The sequence below is a fragment of the Actinoplanes sp. 13 genome (assembly GCF_056134165.1).
In genome coordinates this window covers 909,215-925,683 of record NZ_JBVYOQ010000001.1, presented here as the reverse complement: position 1 = coordinate 925,683, position 16,469 = coordinate 909,215, and the positions used below count along the sequence as shown (strand labels likewise).

The window sequence follows — 16,469 nt, the reverse complement described above, 5'->3', positions numbered from 1 at the left end:
GGTGGTGCCGGGCCCTCGCCCGGCGCCACCGCGCGCGTGTGCTCGAGTGACCTGCAAGGCAAGCCGGTGGAGGTCGGGATGAGTGAGTCTCCAGCTCCCGCACACGCTCACCAGCCGGCGCGGCCGCACAGGTGTGACTACGAAGACTTCCGGGCGCAGCACGGCCTGCGGGTCCTCGGCACCGAGTAGGTGGACTGTGCGGCCTGAAGTGGGGCAGGTGCTGCACTTCTCCGAGGATCCGGCGATCACGCGCTTCGTGCCGCATGTCGCGGCCACGGCGCAGCAGCCCGAGGCGTACGTCTGGGCCGTCGACAGTGACCACGCCCCCAGCTACTGGTTTCCGCGGCAGTGCCCCCGCGCCCTGGCCTGGGTGCGCCCGGACACCACCGCCGCCGACCGGGCGCGCATCATCGGGGACGGCTGCGGAACGCGGGTCCACGCCATCGAATACGCCTGGCTCGACGCCATGCGGACCACCACGTTGTACGCCTACCGGTTCGACGCCGCCCGGTTCCGGCCGTTCGAGGAGCATGCCTGGGTGGCCACCGAGCCGGTCGAGCCGCTGGGGGAGCCCGAGCCGGTCGGTGACCTGATCGACTGTCACGCCCGGGCCGGGATCCAGCTGCGGCTGCTCGACAACCTGTGGCCGTTCTGGGACGAGGTCGTCAGAAGTTCGGCCGGGCTGAGCGGGATCCGGCTGCGCAACGCCCGGCCCCGCCCCGCCTGACTCGGCGGCGAAAGAGGGAACGGCTCAGGCGGCGGACCGGCGGGTGCGGCGTTCCAGCAGCAGGAGCAGTACGCCGGCCGCGAGCAGCCCGCCGCCGACCCCGAGGACGCCGCCGGTCGGCGCGCCGGTGATGGGCAGCGCGGGGACGGGCGTCGCCGAGGGCGAGGGACTGGGCGACGCCGACGCGGAGCGGGAGGCCGAGGCGGACGGCGACACCGAAGCCGAGGCCGACGCCGACGCCGACGGAGAAGCCGAGGCGGAGGGTGAGACGGACGGGGACGGCGGCGGGGTGAGGGTCTCCAGCGCTGGGCAGCCGCCGCCCAGCCGGAAGGCGACCGGTTCCGCGTCCAGCGAGGTGCCGGTGGCGTCGACCAGCCTCCACCCGGGCTTCGTGTCGATGCGTAGCCAGCCTCCGCGCGTGGCGTCGGACGCCCCACCGGATTTCGTCTGGTCGGCGACCTTGTCGCCGTCCGTGTCGAAGGTGGCCGTGACGGTGAGCAGGCCGGGCCCGTCGAAGACCCACACGTCGATGCCCGGGAACGGGCCGATCCAGCCGCGCGGGAAGCTGCACTCGAAGCGCGCATCCTTGACGACCTTGCCGCGATCGGCCGGGTCCAAGGCGACGACAGTGTTCTTGGGCTCGTCGGCCGGGCCCTCGGCCTCGTCGGCCGGATCCGGGGCCCCCTCGGCCGGGCCTTCGGCCCCCTCGGCCGGATCCGCGGCCGCGTCGGCCGGGTCCACCGTGACGACAGCCTCGTCGGCCGGGTCCAGCTGGACGGCGGTGTCGTCGGCGTGAGCCGGCGCGCCGGCCAGCAGGAGAACGGCGGCGACACCGCCGGCGGCCAGGGTGCGGCGCAACAGCATGAATCACTCCGGAGCGTGGAGGCGGCGTCCCCCGATGAGCGCCGCACATCGATCACGCACGATAGCGATCAGGCCGAACGCGCGCTGCCCCGTCCGGTGATCAGCGCGCTGACCGCGTGCGAGAGGGCGGCCTGGGCCCGTTCCACCGACAGGTCCATGGCGTCGCGCCAGGTCGCCCACGTCGGCCACTGACTGACCGCGGTGAGCGCGTTCAGCAGGTCCTCGTCGCCGCCGATCTCGTCGGGGAACGTGCTGGTGAGCTCATCGCGTACCCGTGCCACATGCACCTTGCGGTAGCGCTGCAACCCGGCCGAGAACGGCTCCTTCAGGGCGGAGGCCCGCGCCGCGGGCCCGATCTCCTCCAGCAGGCGGGCGCGTTGCCGGCAGAAGGCCTCGATCCGCTCGCTGAGCGGGAGGTCCGCCGGGACCGGCTGGTAGGACGCGTCCCGCTGTTCCAGGACGCGCTGCCCACTGGCCGTCATGAGCGCCTCCATGTCGGCGAAGTGGCTCCAGAGCGCGCGCAGCGACACTCCGGCCAGCTTGGCGACCCGGTCCGCGGTGGGACGCAGGTCGCCTTCGCGGATCAGCTGGAGGTGGGCGTCGACGATCGCGTTGCGGGTCCGTTCGGACCGCGCGGTACGACCGTCGACACGGGGTGGTGTGGTCACGAACCGCTCCGGTGACGCTTGAGTTCACGGTGGGCCAGAGATCGCTTGTGGACCTCGTCGGGCCCGTCGGCCAGCCGGAGCGTACGGGCACCCGCCCACAGACCGGCCAGCGGAGTGTCCTGGCTCACACCGGCGGCGCCGTGCGTCTGGATCGCCTTGTCCAGGATCCACTCCACGGTGGACGGCACAACGATCTTGATGGCCTGGATCTCGGTGTGCGCGCCCTTGTTGCCGACCGTGTCCATCAGCCAGGCGGCCTTGAGCACCAGCAGCCGGGCCTGTTCGATCCGGACCCGGGACTCGGCGATCCAGTCCTGCACGACGCCCTGCTCGGCGAGCGGCCGGCCGAACGGGGTGCGGGCCAGCGCCCGGGTGCACATCAGTTCCAGCGCGCGTTCGGCCATGCCGATCAGCCGCATGCAGTGGTGGATCCGGCCGGGACCGAGCCGGGCCTGGGAGATCGCGAACCCACCGCCCTCCTCGCCGATCAGGTTCGACGCCGGCACCCGGACGTTCTCGAAGATCAGCTCGGCGTGGCCGCCGTGGTCGCCGTCGGTGTAGCCGAAGACCGTCATGCCCCGCTTCACCGTGAGGCCGGGGGTGTCCCGTGGCACCAGGATCTGGCTCTGCTGCACGTGCCGGGCGGCGTTCGGGTCGGTCTTGCCCATCACGATGAAGATCTTGCAGTTCGGGTTCATCGCGCCGGTGATGTAGAACTTGTGGCCGTTGATGACGTAGTCGTCGCCGTCACGGTCGATGCGGGTGCCGATGTTGGTGGCGTCCGACGAGGCGACCTGCGGCTCGGTCATCGCGAAGGCGGACCGGATCTCGCCCGCGAGCAGCGGCTTCAGCCACCGCTCCTGCTGTTCGGGCGTGCCGAACTCGGCGAGCACCTCCATGTTGCCGGTGTCCGGCGCGGCGCAGTTCAGCGCGGCCGGCGCGATCGACGGGCTGCGGCCGGTGATCTCGGCGAGCGGGGCGTACTGGAGGTTGGTCAGCCCGGCGCCGTGGTCGCCGGGCAGGAAGAGGTTCCAGAGGCCGGCCTCCTTCGCGGCTGCCTGCAGTGACGCCAGCAGCGGCGGCGGCTCCCAGCCGTCGGTGTGGAAGGAGGACTCGGCGGGATAGACGTGCTCGTCCATGAAGGCGAGCAACCGCTTGCGGTAGTCCTCGGTCTTCGCGTCGAACTCGAAGTCCATCAGTGTCCTTCCAGTGCGCGGTGGCCCTGCTCGACGAGTGCGGGCACCATCGCCCCCACCGTGTCGAAGCCGGGCCCGACGGTCTGGCCCTTGGTGTAGCGGTAGTGCACGCCCTCGAGGATGACGGCGAGTTTGAAGGCGGCGAACGCCACGTACCAGTGCAGGTCGCCGACGTCGCGTTTGCTGCGTTCGGCGTACCGGGCGGACATCTCGTCGAGGGTGGGATGGCCGGGCAGGTCGATCGGCGCGACCGGCCGGCCGTCGTCGATCAGCAGCGGACGGCCGGCGTAGACGAGCATCAGCGCGAGGTCGCTGAGCGGATCGCCCAGGGTGGACATCTCCCAGTCCAGGACGGCGTTGACCGACAGGTCCGGGCCGATCAACACGTTGTCCAGGCGGAAATCACCGTGTACGACCGAACCCGGCCCGCCCGCGGGAATGTCCACCGCCAAACGGGCGTGCAGCTCCTCGATCCCGGCCAGTTCCCGGCTGCGGGACGCGTCGAGCTGCTTCTTCCAGCGGCGGACCTGGCGCTCGTTGAAGCCTTCGGGCCGCCCGAAGTCGCCCAGCCCGATGGCCGGGGGGTCCAGGGCGTGCAGGTCGGCGAGCGTGTCGACCAGCGACAGCGTCAGCGTGTGCAGGTCGACCGACGCCAGGGAGGCCGCGTCCCGGTAGATCGTGCCGTCGACGTGCTCCATCAGATAGAACGGCGCCCCGATGACGGCCTCGTCCGTGCAGAGCAGGATCGGGCGGGGAACCGGGAAGCCGGCCTCGGACAGCGCCTCCAGCACCCGGTGCTCGCGGACCATGTCGTGCGCCGTCGGCAGCACGTGTCCCAGCGGGGGCCGGCGCAGCACCCAGCGGGTCACCCCGTCGGTCACGGCGTACGTCAGGTTCGACCGCCCGCCCGCGAACATCGTCGCGGTCAGCGGCGGACTTTCCAGGAAGGCCTGGAGCTTCTCCAGGTCCAGGCCTTTCACGACGGCACCTCGAAGCCACGCTGCAACTTGTTCATGCCGCCCAGCCAACGGTCCGGATCGCTCGCGCGCAAGCGGTAGTACTCCGCGACCTCCGGATGGGGCAGGATCAGGAACTCGTTGCCGGCCAGGGCGGCGGCCGCCACCTCGGCCACCGCGGAAGGCTCCAGCGCACCCTGGGCGAGCAGGGCCGCGCTGCCGCTGCCGCGGGCGTTGCCCTGGGTCAGCATGTCGGTGCGGACACCCTGCGGGCAGAGCGCCTGCACGATCAGGCCGCGGTGGGCGTACGTGGCGCGCAGCCATTCGGCGTACGCGAGGGCGGCGTGCTTGGTGACCGAGTACGTCGCGCTGCCGAGCAGGGTCAGCAGTCCCGCCGCGCTGACCGTCATCAGCAGCCGTTTCGGCTCGCCGCTGTCCAGCCAGCGGGGGAGCAGCGCCCGGGTCACGTAGACGTGCGACATCACGTTGACCCCGAAGTCGCGTTCCCACTGCGCGTCCGGGGTGTTCTCGTCACCCGACGACAGGACCCCGGCGTTGGAGCAGAACAGGTCGATCCCGCCGAGCTCCGACCAGGCGGCGGAGATCAGTCCCTGGACCTGGGCCTCGGAGGCCGCGTCGCCGGGGACGGCCAGGCCGCCGATCTCGTCGGCGACCGTGCGGGCCGCGTCCGGGTTCAGGTCGTTGACGACGACCCGCGCGCCGTCGGCGGCGAAGCGGCGGGCGAGTGCGGCCCCGATCCCGCCGCCGGCGCCGGTGACCACGACCCGCTTCACTGGACGGCCCCGGTGAGGGTGACGCCGCCGTCGATGACGATGGTCTGCCCGGTGATCCAGCCGGCCTCCGGCGAGCAGAGGAACGCCACGGTGCCGGCCACGTCGGCGGGCTCGCCGAGCCGCTTCATCGGATAGGTGGCCGCCACCTGCTCCTCGCGCCCTTCGAACAGGGCCGTGGCGAAGCGGGTCTTGACCACGGCGGGTGCCACCGCGTTGACCCGGATCTTCGGCGCCAGCTCGACGGCGAGCTCCTCGGTGAGGTGGATGAGCGCGGCCTTCGTGGTGCCGTAGAAGGCGATCCCCGGCGCCGGGCGCACCCCGGAGACCGACGAGATGTTCACGACGGAGTCGCCGCCGGAGGAGCCGAGGCCACCCCGCAACGCCTCCTGCACCCAGCCCAGCGTGCCGATCAGGTTGACCTCGGTCATCTTGCGGGCGGCGTTCAGGTCGAGGGTGGCCAGCGGTCCGTACGCCGGGTTGATCCCGATGTTGTTGACCAGCGTGGTGATCGGCCCGAAACGCTCGGCCACCGTGTCCACCACCGCGGCCCGGTGCGCCGGGTCGTCGCCCTTGCCGGCGACGAACAGGGCGCTGCCGCCAAGCTCCTTCGCGGCGGTCTCCAACGCGACCGCGTCACGGCCGGTGATGGCCACCCGGTACCCCTGGGCGACGAGGCGTTGCGCGATGGCGAACCCGATCCCCCGGCTGGCACCGGTCACGACTGCTACCTGATCCGCCATCGCGGCGACCTCCTAGAGAAATATTTATGCATGCAGAGTGCGAATATTACGCGGCCGGCACGCCGTTCTGCGGCGGTGTCACGGCCGCGGCGGTGTGCGGCGCGACCGGGGCGTCCTTGTCATCGGTGGTGAACGCGGATCCGAGCAGGACCGCCTTGCCGCCCTCGACCTTGGTGAGCTGGGTTCCGCCGTACCCCGAGTGGTCGGTGGCGGAGAAGCGCAGCGGCACCGTGCCGGGGCCCTGGAAGCCGTTCTTCTGCACCGCCTCGATGATTCCCTCCCGGGTCAGGTCCTTGCCCGCGGCCTGCAGGGCCTGGACGAAGAGGTACGCCACCGACATGCCGTAGATCACGTTGTTGTCGAACTCGGCGTTGCCGTTGTGCTCCGTGTTGACCTTCTTGAAGAGCTGCACCCACGGGTTCGCCTCGTCGGTGTTGAGCGGCAGGTAGTTCGCCGCCACCATGCCCTCCATCAGCGGCGCGGCGGCGCCCAGGGTCTTGCCGACGGTGGTCGGGTCGGCACCCACGTTGCTCACCACGAACTGCGGCTTGAAAGCGATCTTCGCGGCTGTGCCGATGGAGAGGGCGGTGAATCCCGGCACCGTGGCGAGCATGACGACCTCGCAGCCGGCCGCCTTGAGCGCGCCCATCTGCGGCCCGACGTTCGGGTTGCTGGTCACGTAGCTCTGCTTGGCCGCGACCGCACCGATGATCTTCTCGACGCCGGCCAGCATGTCCCGGCCGAAGTCGTCGTCCTGGCCGAGGAAGCAGACCTTCTTGCCGGCCAGGTTCTCCTTGACGTACGTGGCGAGGATCTTGCCCTCCACCGTGTAGTCCGGGTTGAAGCCGAAGGTGCCCGGGTACTTGTCCGGCTGGTTCCAGCTGCGGCTGCCGCTGGCCACGAAGAGGTCCGGCACCCGGTTGGTCTTGAGGAAGTCCAGGACACCGGTGTGCGTCGGCGTGCCGAGACCGTTGAGGATCGCGAAGACCTTGTCCTGCAGCACCAGCTCGCGTACGACCTGCTGGGTGGTCGCCGGGTTGTAGGCGTCGTCCTTCACCCTGTAGGTGATCTTACGGCCGTGGATGCCGCCGTTCGCGTTGACGTAGTCGAAGTACGCCTTGGTGGCCGGCGAGATCTTCGAATAGCCGGCCGCGGCCGGTCCGGTCAGCGGGTGGTGGGTGCCGACGACGACCTCCGTGTCGGTCACCCCGGGCACCGCGGCGCCGCTCGACCCGCCGCCGCTGCTGTCCTCACTGCAGCCCGCGGCGAGCAGGACGACCGTTGCTACCAGCGCCGTACCGGTACGTCTCCCGAAGAACTTCATCGTTGCCTCCTGAGAAATCGCGGAATTCGAAGGGATGCCAGGCCGCCCGGGGCGGCGAGCATGACGACGACGAGCACCACACCGAAGACGACCAGCGCGAGGTTGCCCTCGAGCCGGTGCGATCCGGTCTGCTCGGCGATCGACTGGGACAGGGTGGGCAGCAGCACCAGCAGCACCGCGCCCAGCAGCGCGCCGAACAGGCTGCCCAGGCCGCCGATCACGATCGCCATCACCAGGAACAGCGACAGGGTCAGCGGGAACGCGCCGGGGGAGACGCTCTGGGCGAGCACGGCGAACAGGGCTCCGGCCAGGCCGGCGCAGGCCGCACTGACCACGAAGGCCAGGACCTGGGTACGCGGGACGTTCACTCCGGCGAGCTTCGCGGCGGTCTCGTCGTCCCGCACCGCGCGCAGCTCCTGCCCGAACCGGCCGCGCACGAGCAGGGCCAGCAGCAGCACGGTCACCAGCGCGCCCGCCCAGCACAGCCAGGCCTGCCAGCGTTCCATCGGGATCGTCCCGGGCGGCGGGTCCAGCGCCACCGACAGGCCCTGGTCGCTGTTGAACGTCTCGTCGAACGTGCTGGTCACCGACGGCACCACGATCGCCACGGCCAGGGTGAGGCCGGCCAGATAGGGCCCGCGCAGCCGGGCCGCGGCCAGGCCGATCACCGCGCCGGCCGCGGTGGTGACCACGATCGCCAGCAGGAAGCTGAGCGGCAGGTTGAGCCACTTGTTCTGGGCGAGCGCGAGGGTGTACGCGCCGGTCGCCATCAGCGCGCCGTGCCCCAGCGACAGCTGCCCGTTCAGTCCGGTGAGGACGGTCAGGCCGGCAGTCACGCAGAGGTAGGCGCCGACGGTCGCGAGCTGGTAGTTGCGGAACGGCGGCAGCGTGTAGGTCAGCGCGATCACGATCACGGCGCCGGCCAGGATCACCAACACCGGCACGAGGCGCCGCCGGCTGACCGGCATCTTCACGCCCTTGTCTGGTACGACCGGAGCACTCGAAGTTTTCTGCTTGATGTCCGTCATGCCACCCTCGCCTTCGAGCTGGAGAACAGTCCGCCGGGCCGTCCGAGGAGCACCACGACCAGGAGGAGAAGCACTGCCATCGGGGCGACCGTGGGCTCGACGTATCCGCTGACGTACGAGAGCAGGAGCCCGACGACCAGCCCGCCGACGACCGCGCCGATCGGGCTGTCCAGGCCGCCCACCACCGCGGCCGTGAACGCCGAGATGAAGACCACGTCCATCGCGGTCGGGTGCAGCCCCAGCTCGGTCGGGACGACGAGCATCCCGGCCAGCGAGCCGACCGCCGCCGCGAGCGCCCAGCCGAGCGTCAGCATCCCGCCCACCGACACGCCCAGCAGCCGCGACACGTCCGGCGCGAAGGCCGCCGCGCGCATCCGCAACCCGATCGCCGTACGCGTGAACAGCAGCGTAAGTGCGCCCACCACCGCGCCGACCGCGACGAAGACGAAGATGTCGTACCGGGACAGCAGCGCCACCCCGCCGACCTCGAAGGCGTCCCGGCTGAACGGTGTCTCGGCCGGCCGGAACTCGTTGCCGTACACGATGCCCAGCACGCCCTGGATCACCAGGACCAGCCCGAGCGCCACCACCACGCCGTTGAGCGGCGACGAGTGGTCGACGAACCGCATCACCACCCGCTCCACGGTCACCCCGAGCACCAGGCCGGCCAGGATCGCGACCACGAATCCGAGCCAGTACGACCCGGTCGCGTTCGTCACCGAGTACGCGACGTAGACGGCCGCCACCGCCATCGCGCCCTGCGCGAAGTTGACGATCCGGGCGGCCCGCCAGATCAGCACCAGGGCCAGCGCGAACGCGGCGTAGACCGCGCCCCGGCTCAGCCCGTCGAACGTCAGGTAGACGAATTGGCTCATCAGAACCCCAGGTACGCGTGTCGGAGATCGGCGTCGTCGCGCAGGGTCGCCGCCTTGTTGCGGACCACCACCCGGCCCAGCGCCAGCACCACGCCGACGTCGGCGATGGAGAGCGCGCTGCGCACGTTCTGCTCCACCAGCAACACCGCCAGACCGGTACGCTCCCGCAGGTCCCGCAGCAGGGCCATGATCTGTCCGGTCACCTTCGGCGCCAGGCCCAGCGACGGCTCGTCGAGCAGCAGCAGCCGCGGCCGGCCGACCAGCGCCCGGCCCAGCGCGAGCATCTGCCGCTCGCCACCGGAAAGCTGATGGCCGGCGAAGTCGCGGCGCTGCGCGAGCGGCGGGAAGAGGTCGTAGACCTCGTCCAGGGCCTTCTTCGCGTCGGCCCGGTCCTTGCGCCACAGGCCGCCGAGCCGCAGGTTCTCGTCCACGGTCAACTCGGTGACCACGCCCCGGCCCTCCGGGACGTGCCCGATCCCGCGCCGCACCATTTGCTCGACCTTGGTGCCGTTCAGGTCGGTGCCGTCGAAGACCACCCTGCCCGCACTGCTGCGGACCAGCCCGGAGAGCGTACGCAGCAGGGTCGTCTTGCCCGCGCCGTTGGCGCCCAGCACCGCGACGATCTCTCCGGGTTGGACGGTCAGGTTCACGTCGTGCAGCACGGGCGCCGCGCCGTACCCCGCGGTGAGGCCTTCGACCTCCAGCAGCGCGCTGCTCATGGCGTCTCTCCTGGGGTACGCGTCGGCATCGGCGTTCCTCCTTCGGGGACCGTCGTTTCATGCTTTTTCGGGTATGGCGAAGAAAGCCGGATCCCCGGCTCACTCGGTGTTCTCGTCAGAGGTGGATCAGGCGGGGGCGCCGAGATAGGCGTCGGTCACCCGGGAGTCGTTGCTGATCTCGTCCGGCGTGCCGAGCGCGATCGGCTTGCCGAAGTCGAGTACGAGGATCTCGTCGCACACCGCCATGACCAGGTCCATGTGGTGTTCGACCAGCAGGACGGTGGTGCCGGTCTCGCGGATCAGGCCGGCCAGCCAGTCGATCTCGTCGGCGTCCAGGCCGCCGGCCGGCTCGTCGAGCATGAGGATCTGCGGCTTCGCCACCAGGGCGCGGGCCAGTTCGATGCGTTTGCGGATCGCGTACGGCAGGGCGGCGGGGCGCGCGCCGGCGTAGCGGTCCACGCCGCATCGGGCCAGCGTGGCCATCGCCTCCTGCTCGCGGCGCCGGCCCCGGGCCCCGACCATCACGTTCTCCAGCACGGTCATGCCGTTGAACTGGCCGACACCTTGCAGGGTGCGGGCGATGCCGAGCCGGTTGAGGTGGTGCGGTCGCGGCCGCCACGGCTGCCCGTCCAGGGTGAGAGACCCGGCGGACGGCGCCACGAAGCCGCAGATGACGTTGAAGAGGGTGGTCTTGCCCGCCCCGTTGGGCCCGATGACCCCGACGACCCGGCCCGGCGCCACGCGCAGGGAGACGTCGTCGAGAGCGGTCAGGCCGCCGAAGCGGACGCTGATGTTCTGCAGGGAGAGTTCTTTGAGCTGGGGATCTGTTGACATGGCCACCTCGGGCGAGGACCGACGGAAGTCCTGTGTGGAGCATGAAGGTCAACTATTTACACTTGGAGTGTAACTTTCTCGCCCGGCTCGTCAACCACTTGCAATGCCCCTGTTACCTCGAGATGTCGTCGCAGGTAGTCGCTTTGCCCCACCCCGTTCCCCATACCCGTTTCCACCCCGCACCGGCCTCGCCCGATCCACCCCGGCCGCCCGAACAGCGGCAGGCTCGCAGCGTGGGAACTTACGGTTCGATCCGAACCCGAACTCCCCACGCTCACGGGTCAACGGCGCTGCGTGGGGAGTTGCGGTGCGGATCGAGCCCGAACTCGCCACGGTGAGGGCTGGGCTGGAGTGGGCAGCTCAGCCCGGCTGTCGCGGCAAAGGCTTGAGCGGGCAGGTGGCCGCGCTGAACCGGCAGGACGGGTAGCTGCGTTTGGGGACCCCGGCTACGCGTACCAAAAGAGGGAAAGGGTGAGCTGATCACCAAGGCTGCGGCAGGGTCTGGGTGAGGGGGTCAGGCGACGCCGGCGGGGCGGAACTGGACGCTGACGCGCGGGCCGACCGGCTTGGCGGTCTTGGGCACGGCGTGTTCCCAGGTGCGCTGGCAGGAGCCGCCCATCACGATGAGGTCGCCGTGGCCGAGGGGGAAGCGCAGCGTCTCGTGGCCGCCGGTGCGGGGGCGCAGCAGCAGGTTGCGCGGCGAGCCGAAGGAGACGATCGCGACCATGGTGTCGTGGCGGGAGGAGCGGCCGTGGGTGTCGCCGTGCCAGGCGACGCTGTCGCGGCCGTCGCGGTAGAGGCACATGCCGGCGGTGACGAACTCCTCGCCCAGCTCCTCGGCGTAGTGGCTGTTCAACGCGGCTTTCGCGGCGTCCAGCGCGGGGTGCGGGAGCGCCTCGCGGCCGCTGAACCAGCGGAGCAGGCGGGGCACGTCGACGACCCCGTCATACATCTGCCGGCGCTCGGCGCGCCAGTCGATGTCGAGCAGGGTCTCGAAGACCGCGTCCGAGCCGTGCATCCAGCCGGGCAGGCTGTCGACCCAGGCGCCGGCGGTGAGGTGGCGCCGGGTCAGGCGGCCGGCCAGCGGTTCGAGGACACCGGCCGGCGCGTCTGCCGGGTGGAGACCGTCCGGCGGAGTGGGCCCGCCGGTCAGATCGAGCAGGGACGGCTGGTAACTCGCGGTCATGCCCCTACTTTAGTACTCACGTTCGATTCCGGTGTCCCCTCGGGCCGGGGTTTCGGGCGCAGCACCGAGGCGGCGACGATCGAGGCGATGACGCCGCCGGCGACCCCGACCAGGGCGGTGACCGCGATGGCGTCGACGAACGCGTTCTGCGCGAGCCGGGCCAGGACGTTGTCGCCGGTGGCCGCCGCCACACCGAGGGCGTCGCCGATCGACGCGCGGGCCGGGTCGCCGGCGCCGTCCGGCAGGCCGGCACGGTACGCCGCCGTCAACACCGCACCCAGCACGGCCACGCTCAGCGCCGTCCCGACCTGCTGCACCGTGTCGTTGACGGCGGACCCGACGCCCGCCCGCTCGGGCGGCAGCGCGCCGAGCAGCGTCCCGTAAGCGGCTGGTCCGGCCGTCCCGCTGCCCATCCCGATGACCACCAGCGCCGTGGCGAGCTTGAGATAGCCGTCCTCGGGGCTCAGTGAGGCCAGCACGCCGAAGCCGGCGGCCATCAGCAGCAGGCCGGCCGAGAGCGCCACCCGGGCGCCGAAACGCTTGTCCACCAGCACGCCGACGCCGTTGAACACGATCGCGGTGACCAGCATCGGGATGAACGCGGTGCCCGCCTCGAGCGGCTCGTAGCCGAGCACGAACTGCAGGTACTGCGTGATGGCCAGAACCACCCCGCCGGTGGAGAAGGAGAGCAGCACGATCGAGAAGCTGGCGCCGGCGAAGTTGCGGTCGCGGAAGAGCGCCAGCGGCAGCATCGGCTCGGCGGTGCGGCGTTCCCAGGCGGCGAAGGTGGTCAGCGCGACCGCGGCGACGGCGAACCCGCCCAGGGTCTGCGGTGCCGACCAGCCGTGTTCGGGGGCGTTGATGATGCCCCAGACCAGGGCGGCCATGCCGAGCATCGAGGTGGCCGCGCCGACCAGGTCGGGGCGGCTCGCCGGGCCCTTGGACTCCGGGATGATCAGCAGGGCGGCGACGATGCCGAGGATCGCGATCGGGATGTTCAGCAGGAACACCGATCCCCACCAGAAGTGCTCCAGCAGCAGCCCGCCCAGGGTGGGGGCGCCGAGGGCGCCGAGCATCAGCACCGAGCCCCAGATGGCGATGGCCTTCTTGCGCTCGTCCTCGGCGAAGACGGTGGTGAGGATGGAGAGCGTGCCGGGCATCAGGAAGGCGGCGCCCGCGCCCATCAGGCCGCGCGCGGCGATCAGCTGGCCCGGTGTCTCGCAGAACGTGGCCAGCACCGATGCGGCGCCGAAGACGATCAGGCCGAACACCAGGCCGAGGCGGCGGCCGTGCCGGTCGGAGAGGCTGCCGGCGGTCAGCAGCAGGCCGGCGAAGACCAGGATGTACGCGTCGATGATCCACTGAATCTGGGTGCTGCTCGCACCGAGATCGACGATCAGCGACGGGATCGCGATGTTGAGCACCATGTTGTCGACGACGACCACGAGCAGGCTCAGGCACAGCACGCCCAGGATCAACCAGCGACGAGGATTCCGTTCGGGCATCGGCGGCCCTCTCTCGTACGGTGTTCGATTGACCCGCACACTGTACAGCTAACTCGCACGCCGTTCGAGTGCCGATAGGATGACACCATGCCCGACTTCACCGACTCGGTGTGGACCCGCCCGCCACGCACCCGGGGTGACCAGCCCGCTCTGACCCGGGAGCAGATCGTGCGGACGGCTCTGGAGATCCTCGACGCGGAGGGTGCGGCGGGCCTCAGCATGCGCCGGCTCGGCACCCGGCTCGGTTCCGGCGCCACCTCGCTCTACTGGCACGTCGCGCACAAGGACGAGCTGATGGAGCTCTGCGTCGACGAGGTGCTCGGCGAGATCTACGTGCCCGAGCCGGGTGACACGAGCTGGCGGATGGGCGCGTCGGTGGTGGCCAACGGGATGCGCGCCGCGCTGCTGCGGCACCCCTGGGTGATCGGGCAGCTGGGTTTGCGTCCCACCCTCGGGCCGAACGCGATGCGGATGGGCAACCGCATGGTCGTGCTGCTCACCACCGCCGGGTTCACCGGGCTCGAGGTCTCGCATGCCGCGGCATTGCTGCAGGCGCACGCCATCGGGTCGGCGACGACCGAGGCGGCGGTCTCCGGGTCGATCCAGCGTTCCGGGCTGGACGTCCGCGGGGTGGCGCGAAGCCTCGAGCCGTTCCTGGAGCAGTCCGCGCCGGACCACCCCGAGTTGGCGGAGTGGCGGCGGCAGGTCGACCAGGCCGGCCAGGATCCCCAGCAGGTCTTCCGGGAGGGCTTCGCCTTCGGCTTGGAGCGGATCCTGGACGGCCTGGAGTCGTGGCTGCGCCGCGCTTGACCCGTCCCCTGGGGTACGGCTTTAGATTCCCGGTATGACAGCAGCGCTCGCCGGTGACTTCGACTACGACACGCACGGCCGGGGATATGCGGTCCAGCGCCGCACCGACCCGCGGATAGCCGCCCTGGTGCAGACCGCTCTCGGCGACGCACGGACGGTGCTCAACGTGGGGGCCGGCGCCGGTTCCTACGAGCCGGCCGACCGCTACGTCGTGGCGGTCGAGCCGTCCGCGGCGATGCGGTCCCTCCGGAGCCTTCCCGCGGTCGACGCCGTCGCCGAGGACCTGCCGTTCGACGACGACTCCTTCGACGCCGCGATGGCCATGGTGACCGTCCACCAGTGGCGCGACCTCGATCGCGGCCTGGCCGAGCTCCGCCGGGTGGCGCGGGGACCGGTCGTGGTGCTCACGTTCGACGGCGACGAGCTGGACCGGCTGTGGCTGGCGCACTACACCCCGGAGCTGGTCGCCGCGGAGCGCCGGCGTTTTCCGCCGATCGCCTCGCTCGCGGCGGCGATCGGGCCGGCGACGTCGGTGATCGAGGTGCCCGTCCCGCTCGACTGTGTGGACGGGTTCACCGAGGCTTTCTACGGGCGCCCGGAGGCGTTCCTCGACCCCCGGGTGCGGGCCGCGCAGTCCGCCTGGGGCTTCGCCCCGGCCGCCGACACCACCCGGGCGGTCGAGGCCCTCCGCGCGGATCTCGCGTCGGGGGAGTGGGACCGCCGGCACGGTCACCTGCGCGACCAGCCCTGGTTCCTCGGCGCGCTCCGGCTCCTGGTCGGGTCGAGGTCACCGCATGCGCGTGGGTGAGCTCGCGCGGCGCACCGGCACCACGGTGCGCGCGCTGAGGTATTACGAGGCGGCGGGACTGGTCGTGCCGCGCCGGCTGGGCAACGGCTACCGGGAGTACGAGCCGGTCGCCGTCCGCCTGGTGCAGCAGATCCGTGAGCTGGCCGCGCTCGGTCTCACCGTGGAGGAGACCCGGCCGTTCGTGGAGAGCCTGGCCGAGGGGCGGGACGCCGACGTGTGCGCGGCCGCGGTCGCCACCTATCGCAGCGCCATCGACGCGCTCCAGGAGCGGATCGGCAAGCTCACCGCCCAGCGCGACGGCCTGCACGAGCGCCTGGAGTCGGCGGCCGGCCGGGTGCGGCCACCGCAACCCGGGCGGGCCGGCGCCGACCCGTCCGAGTTGATCGGCGTGCGGGTGCCCACCCTGGAGTTCTACGGGACCGACGGCCGCCCGGTGGACCTCGGCAACCTGGGGCCCGGGCGCAGCGTGGTTTTCATCTATCCGCTCACCGGCAGGCCCGGCGTCGACCTGCCGGACAGCCTGCTCACCATCCCGGGCGCGCGCGGCTCCACCGAGCAGGCCTCCTGGTTCCGCGATCACCACGCCGAGCTGCTGACCGCGGGCGCGAGCCGGGTCTACGGGCTGTCCGCGCAGTCCACCGGCTATCAGCGAGAGCTCGCGCACCGCCTGCGCCTGCCGTACCCGCTGATTCCCGACCCCCGGATGACCCTGGCCACCACCCTCGGCCTGCCCACGTTCGGCGCCGGCGACATGGTCCTCTACCGCCGCCTCACGCTGATCATCGACGATGGCCGGGTGGAGCACGTCTTCCATCCGATCGCGGCACCGGCCATGCACGCTCAGGAGGTGATGCGCTGGCTCTCTCAGCGCGTCAGGACGACCAGGTAACGGCAGGGTTCCTTGCCCGGGTTGTGGTAAGAGCAGGGAGCGGGGGCCCCGAGCCGCAGACAGTCGCCCTCCTCGAGGTCGTGCGTCTGGTCGCCCTCGTGGAAGCGCAGCCGCCCCTTCAGCACGTAGATCTGGTGGCGTGCCACCGCGTAGGAGTCCGCCGGATAGGCCACTGTCGCACCGCCCGGCAGTTCCACCTCGACGAGCTGCGTGGGCCCGCCGGCCGGGGAGACCGACCGCCGGTGATACCCCGTCTCCGGGTCCACCCAGACGATCTGGTCCTGGCGACGGGCCAGCCGGGGCGGGTCGCCCTCGGTGCGGGCGAACAGCTCGGAGAGGGTCAGCCCCAGGGCCGCGGCGAGGCGGCCCAGCAGCGCGGCGGTCGGCTGGGCCTCGGCGCTCTCGACCTTCGCGATCATGGCGCGGGAGACGCCGGAGAGGCCGGCCAGGCCGTTCACCGACAACCCCTTCTCGGTACGCGCATCGCGCAGCGTGGCAGCCAGTCCGGCGGTGAGGTCGTCCTGCATCTGGGTCACTATAGTGGCA

General features: G+C 71.3%; 18 protein-coding genes. 4 read left to right on the top strand and 14 right to left on the bottom strand.

Translation table 11 applies throughout. The annotated features are described in order from the left end of the window. Nucleotides 1–196: 196 nt before the first annotated feature. Nucleotides 197–727, top strand: a complete 531-nt coding sequence (locus tag AC0NH5_RS04180; RefSeq protein ID WP_474400075.1) for a DUF6886 family protein — start codon at nt 197–199, stop codon at nt 725–727. 24 nt (nt 728–751) lie between these two features. Here the strand turns inward: AC0NH5_RS04180 and AC0NH5_RS04175 are convergent, their stop codons facing one another. The 13 genes from AC0NH5_RS04175 to AC0NH5_RS04115 form a co-directional block, all read right to left on the bottom strand. Next, nucleotides 752–1,591 (bottom strand): hypothetical protein, encoded by an 840-nt coding sequence (locus AC0NH5_RS04175; protein ID WP_474400072.1) that lies wholly within the window; start codon nt 1,589–1,591, stop codon nt 752–754. A gap of 68 nt (nt 1,592–1,659) precedes the next feature. Next, a complete protein-coding gene (locus AC0NH5_RS04170) occupies nt 1,660–2,259 on the bottom strand; it encodes a TetR/AcrR family transcriptional regulator (RefSeq protein WP_474400069.1) in 600 nt (199 codons plus the stop codon). After that, complete coding sequence (locus AC0NH5_RS04165; RefSeq protein WP_474400066.1) at nt 2,256–3,455, bottom strand: acyl-CoA dehydrogenase family protein; 1,200 nt, start codon at nt 3,453–3,455, stop codon at nt 2,256–2,258. The genes AC0NH5_RS04170 and AC0NH5_RS04165 overlap by 4 nt, the downstream gene beginning before the upstream one ends. Continuing rightward, nucleotides 3,455–4,435, bottom strand: a complete 981-nt coding sequence (locus AC0NH5_RS04160) for a phosphotransferase family protein (protein ID WP_474400064.1) — start codon at nt 4,433–4,435, stop codon at nt 3,455–3,457. The genes AC0NH5_RS04165 and AC0NH5_RS04160 overlap by 1 nt, the downstream gene beginning before the upstream one ends. Continuing rightward, nucleotides 4,432–5,205 carry an SDR family oxidoreductase gene (locus tag AC0NH5_RS04155; protein ID WP_474400061.1) on the bottom strand — a complete coding sequence of 258 codons (774 nt, stop codon included), beginning with the start codon at nt 5,203–5,205 and terminating at the stop codon, nt 4,432–4,434. The genes AC0NH5_RS04160 and AC0NH5_RS04155 overlap by 4 nt, the downstream gene beginning before the upstream one ends. Continuing rightward, entirely contained in the window at nt 5,202–5,945 is a 744-nt protein-coding gene (locus AC0NH5_RS04150; protein ID WP_474400058.1) for an SDR family oxidoreductase, read from the bottom strand. Before AC0NH5_RS04150 ends, AC0NH5_RS04155 begins: the two co-directional genes overlap by 4 nt. A gap of 46 nt (nt 5,946–5,991) precedes the next feature. Next, entirely contained in the window at nt 5,992–7,269 is a 1,278-nt protein-coding gene (locus AC0NH5_RS04145; RefSeq protein WP_474400055.1) for an ABC transporter substrate-binding protein, read from the bottom strand. After that, nucleotides 7,266–8,297, bottom strand: coding sequence for a branched-chain amino acid ABC transporter permease (locus AC0NH5_RS04140; protein WP_474400053.1), 1,032 nt, complete (start codon nt 8,295–8,297; stop codon nt 7,266–7,268). The genes AC0NH5_RS04145 and AC0NH5_RS04140 overlap by 4 nt, the downstream gene beginning before the upstream one ends. Next, entirely contained in the window at nt 8,294–9,172 is an 879-nt protein-coding gene (locus AC0NH5_RS04135; RefSeq protein WP_474400051.1) for a branched-chain amino acid ABC transporter permease, read from the bottom strand. Before AC0NH5_RS04135 ends, AC0NH5_RS04140 begins: the two co-directional genes overlap by 4 nt. Beyond that, nucleotides 9,172–9,891, bottom strand: coding sequence for an ABC transporter ATP-binding protein (locus tag AC0NH5_RS04130; RefSeq protein WP_474400048.1), 720 nt, complete (start codon nt 9,889–9,891; stop codon nt 9,172–9,174). The genes AC0NH5_RS04135 and AC0NH5_RS04130 overlap by 1 nt, the downstream gene beginning before the upstream one ends. A gap of 126 nt (nt 9,892–10,017) precedes the next feature. Further along, nucleotides 10,018–10,725 (bottom strand): ABC transporter ATP-binding protein, encoded by a 708-nt coding sequence (locus AC0NH5_RS04125; RefSeq protein ID WP_474400045.1) that lies wholly within the window; start codon nt 10,723–10,725, stop codon nt 10,018–10,020. Nucleotides 10,726–11,239: 514 nt separating this feature from the next. Further along, entirely contained in the window at nt 11,240–11,911 is a 672-nt protein-coding gene (locus AC0NH5_RS04120) for an alpha-ketoglutarate-dependent dioxygenase AlkB (RefSeq protein ID WP_474400042.1), read from the bottom strand. After that, complete coding sequence (locus AC0NH5_RS04115) at nt 11,908–13,416, bottom strand: MFS transporter (RefSeq protein ID WP_474400039.1); 1,509 nt, start codon at nt 13,414–13,416, stop codon at nt 11,908–11,910. The genes AC0NH5_RS04120 and AC0NH5_RS04115 overlap by 4 nt, the downstream gene beginning before the upstream one ends. Nucleotides 13,417–13,503: 87 nt before the next feature. Between AC0NH5_RS04115 and AC0NH5_RS04110 the strand changes: the two genes are divergently transcribed. From AC0NH5_RS04110 to AC0NH5_RS04100, 3 genes are read left to right on the top strand one after another with little or no spacing between them, the layout of a single operon-like run. Continuing rightward, nucleotides 13,504–14,226, top strand: a complete 723-nt coding sequence (locus AC0NH5_RS04110; protein ID WP_474400036.1) for a TetR/AcrR family transcriptional regulator C-terminal domain-containing protein — start codon at nt 13,504–13,506, stop codon at nt 14,224–14,226. A 34-nt stretch (nt 14,227–14,260) separates the two neighbouring features. Next, nucleotides 14,261–15,034, top strand: coding sequence for a class I SAM-dependent methyltransferase (locus tag AC0NH5_RS04105; protein WP_474400034.1), 774 nt, complete (start codon nt 14,261–14,263; stop codon nt 15,032–15,034). Then, nucleotides 15,021–15,923: a MerR family transcriptional regulator gene (locus AC0NH5_RS04100; protein ID WP_474400032.1), complete on the top strand. Its 903-nt coding sequence runs from the start codon at nt 15,021–15,023 to the stop codon at nt 15,921–15,923. Before AC0NH5_RS04105 ends, AC0NH5_RS04100 begins: the two co-directional genes overlap by 14 nt. Here the strand turns inward: AC0NH5_RS04100 and AC0NH5_RS04095 are convergent. After that, on the bottom strand, nt 15,899–16,450 hold the full coding sequence (locus AC0NH5_RS04095) for a helix-turn-helix domain-containing protein (protein WP_474400030.1): 552 nt from the start codon (nt 16,448–16,450) through the stop codon (nt 15,899–15,901). The two genes, AC0NH5_RS04100 and AC0NH5_RS04095, sit on opposite strands and share 25 nt — an antisense overlap. Nucleotides 16,451–16,469: the final 19 nt, after the last annotated feature.

Coding starts and splice junctions, on each gene's coding strand:
- AC0NH5_RS04125 (WP_474400045.1), bottom strand. CDS start 10,725: ATGTCAACAGATCCCCAGCTCAAAGAACTCTCCCTGCAGAACATCAGC.
- AC0NH5_RS04110 (WP_474400036.1), top strand. CDS start 13,504: ATGCCCGACTTCACCGACTCGGTGTGGACCCGCCCGCCACGCACCCGG.
- AC0NH5_RS04095 (WP_474400030.1), bottom strand. CDS start 16,450: ATGCAGGACGACCTCACCGCCGGACTGGCTGCCACGCTGCGCGATGCG.
- AC0NH5_RS04115 (WP_474400039.1), bottom strand. CDS start 13,416: ATGCCCGAACGGAATCCTCGTCGCTGGTTGATCCTGGGCGTGCTGTGC.
- AC0NH5_RS04140 (WP_474400053.1), bottom strand. CDS start 8,297: ATGACGGACATCAAGCAGAAAACTTCGAGTGCTCCGGTCGTACCAGAC.
- AC0NH5_RS04150 (WP_474400058.1), bottom strand. CDS start 5,945: ATGGCGGATCAGGTAGCAGTCGTGACCGGTGCCAGCCGGGGGATCGGG.
- AC0NH5_RS04120 (WP_474400042.1), bottom strand. CDS start 11,911: ATGACCGCGAGTTACCAGCCGTCCCTGCTCGATCTGACCGGCGGGCCC.
- AC0NH5_RS04175 (WP_474400072.1), bottom strand. CDS start 1,591: ATGCTGTTGCGCCGCACCCTGGCCGCCGGCGGTGTCGCCGCCGTTCTC.
- AC0NH5_RS04135 (WP_474400051.1), bottom strand. CDS start 9,172: ATGAGCCAATTCGTCTACCTGACGTTCGACGGGCTGAGCCGGGGCGCG.
- AC0NH5_RS04145 (WP_474400055.1), bottom strand. CDS start 7,269: ATGAAGTTCTTCGGGAGACGTACCGGTACGGCGCTGGTAGCAACGGTC.
- AC0NH5_RS04165 (WP_474400066.1), bottom strand. CDS start 3,455: ATGGACTTCGAGTTCGACGCGAAGACCGAGGACTACCGCAAGCGGTTG.
- AC0NH5_RS04100 (WP_474400032.1), top strand. CDS start 15,021: ATGCGCGTGGGTGAGCTCGCGCGGCGCACCGGCACCACGGTGCGCGCG.
- AC0NH5_RS04105 (WP_474400034.1), top strand. CDS start 14,261: ATGACAGCAGCGCTCGCCGGTGACTTCGACTACGACACGCACGGCCGG.
- AC0NH5_RS04130 (WP_474400048.1), bottom strand. CDS start 9,891: ATGAGCAGCGCGCTGCTGGAGGTCGAAGGCCTCACCGCGGGGTACGGC.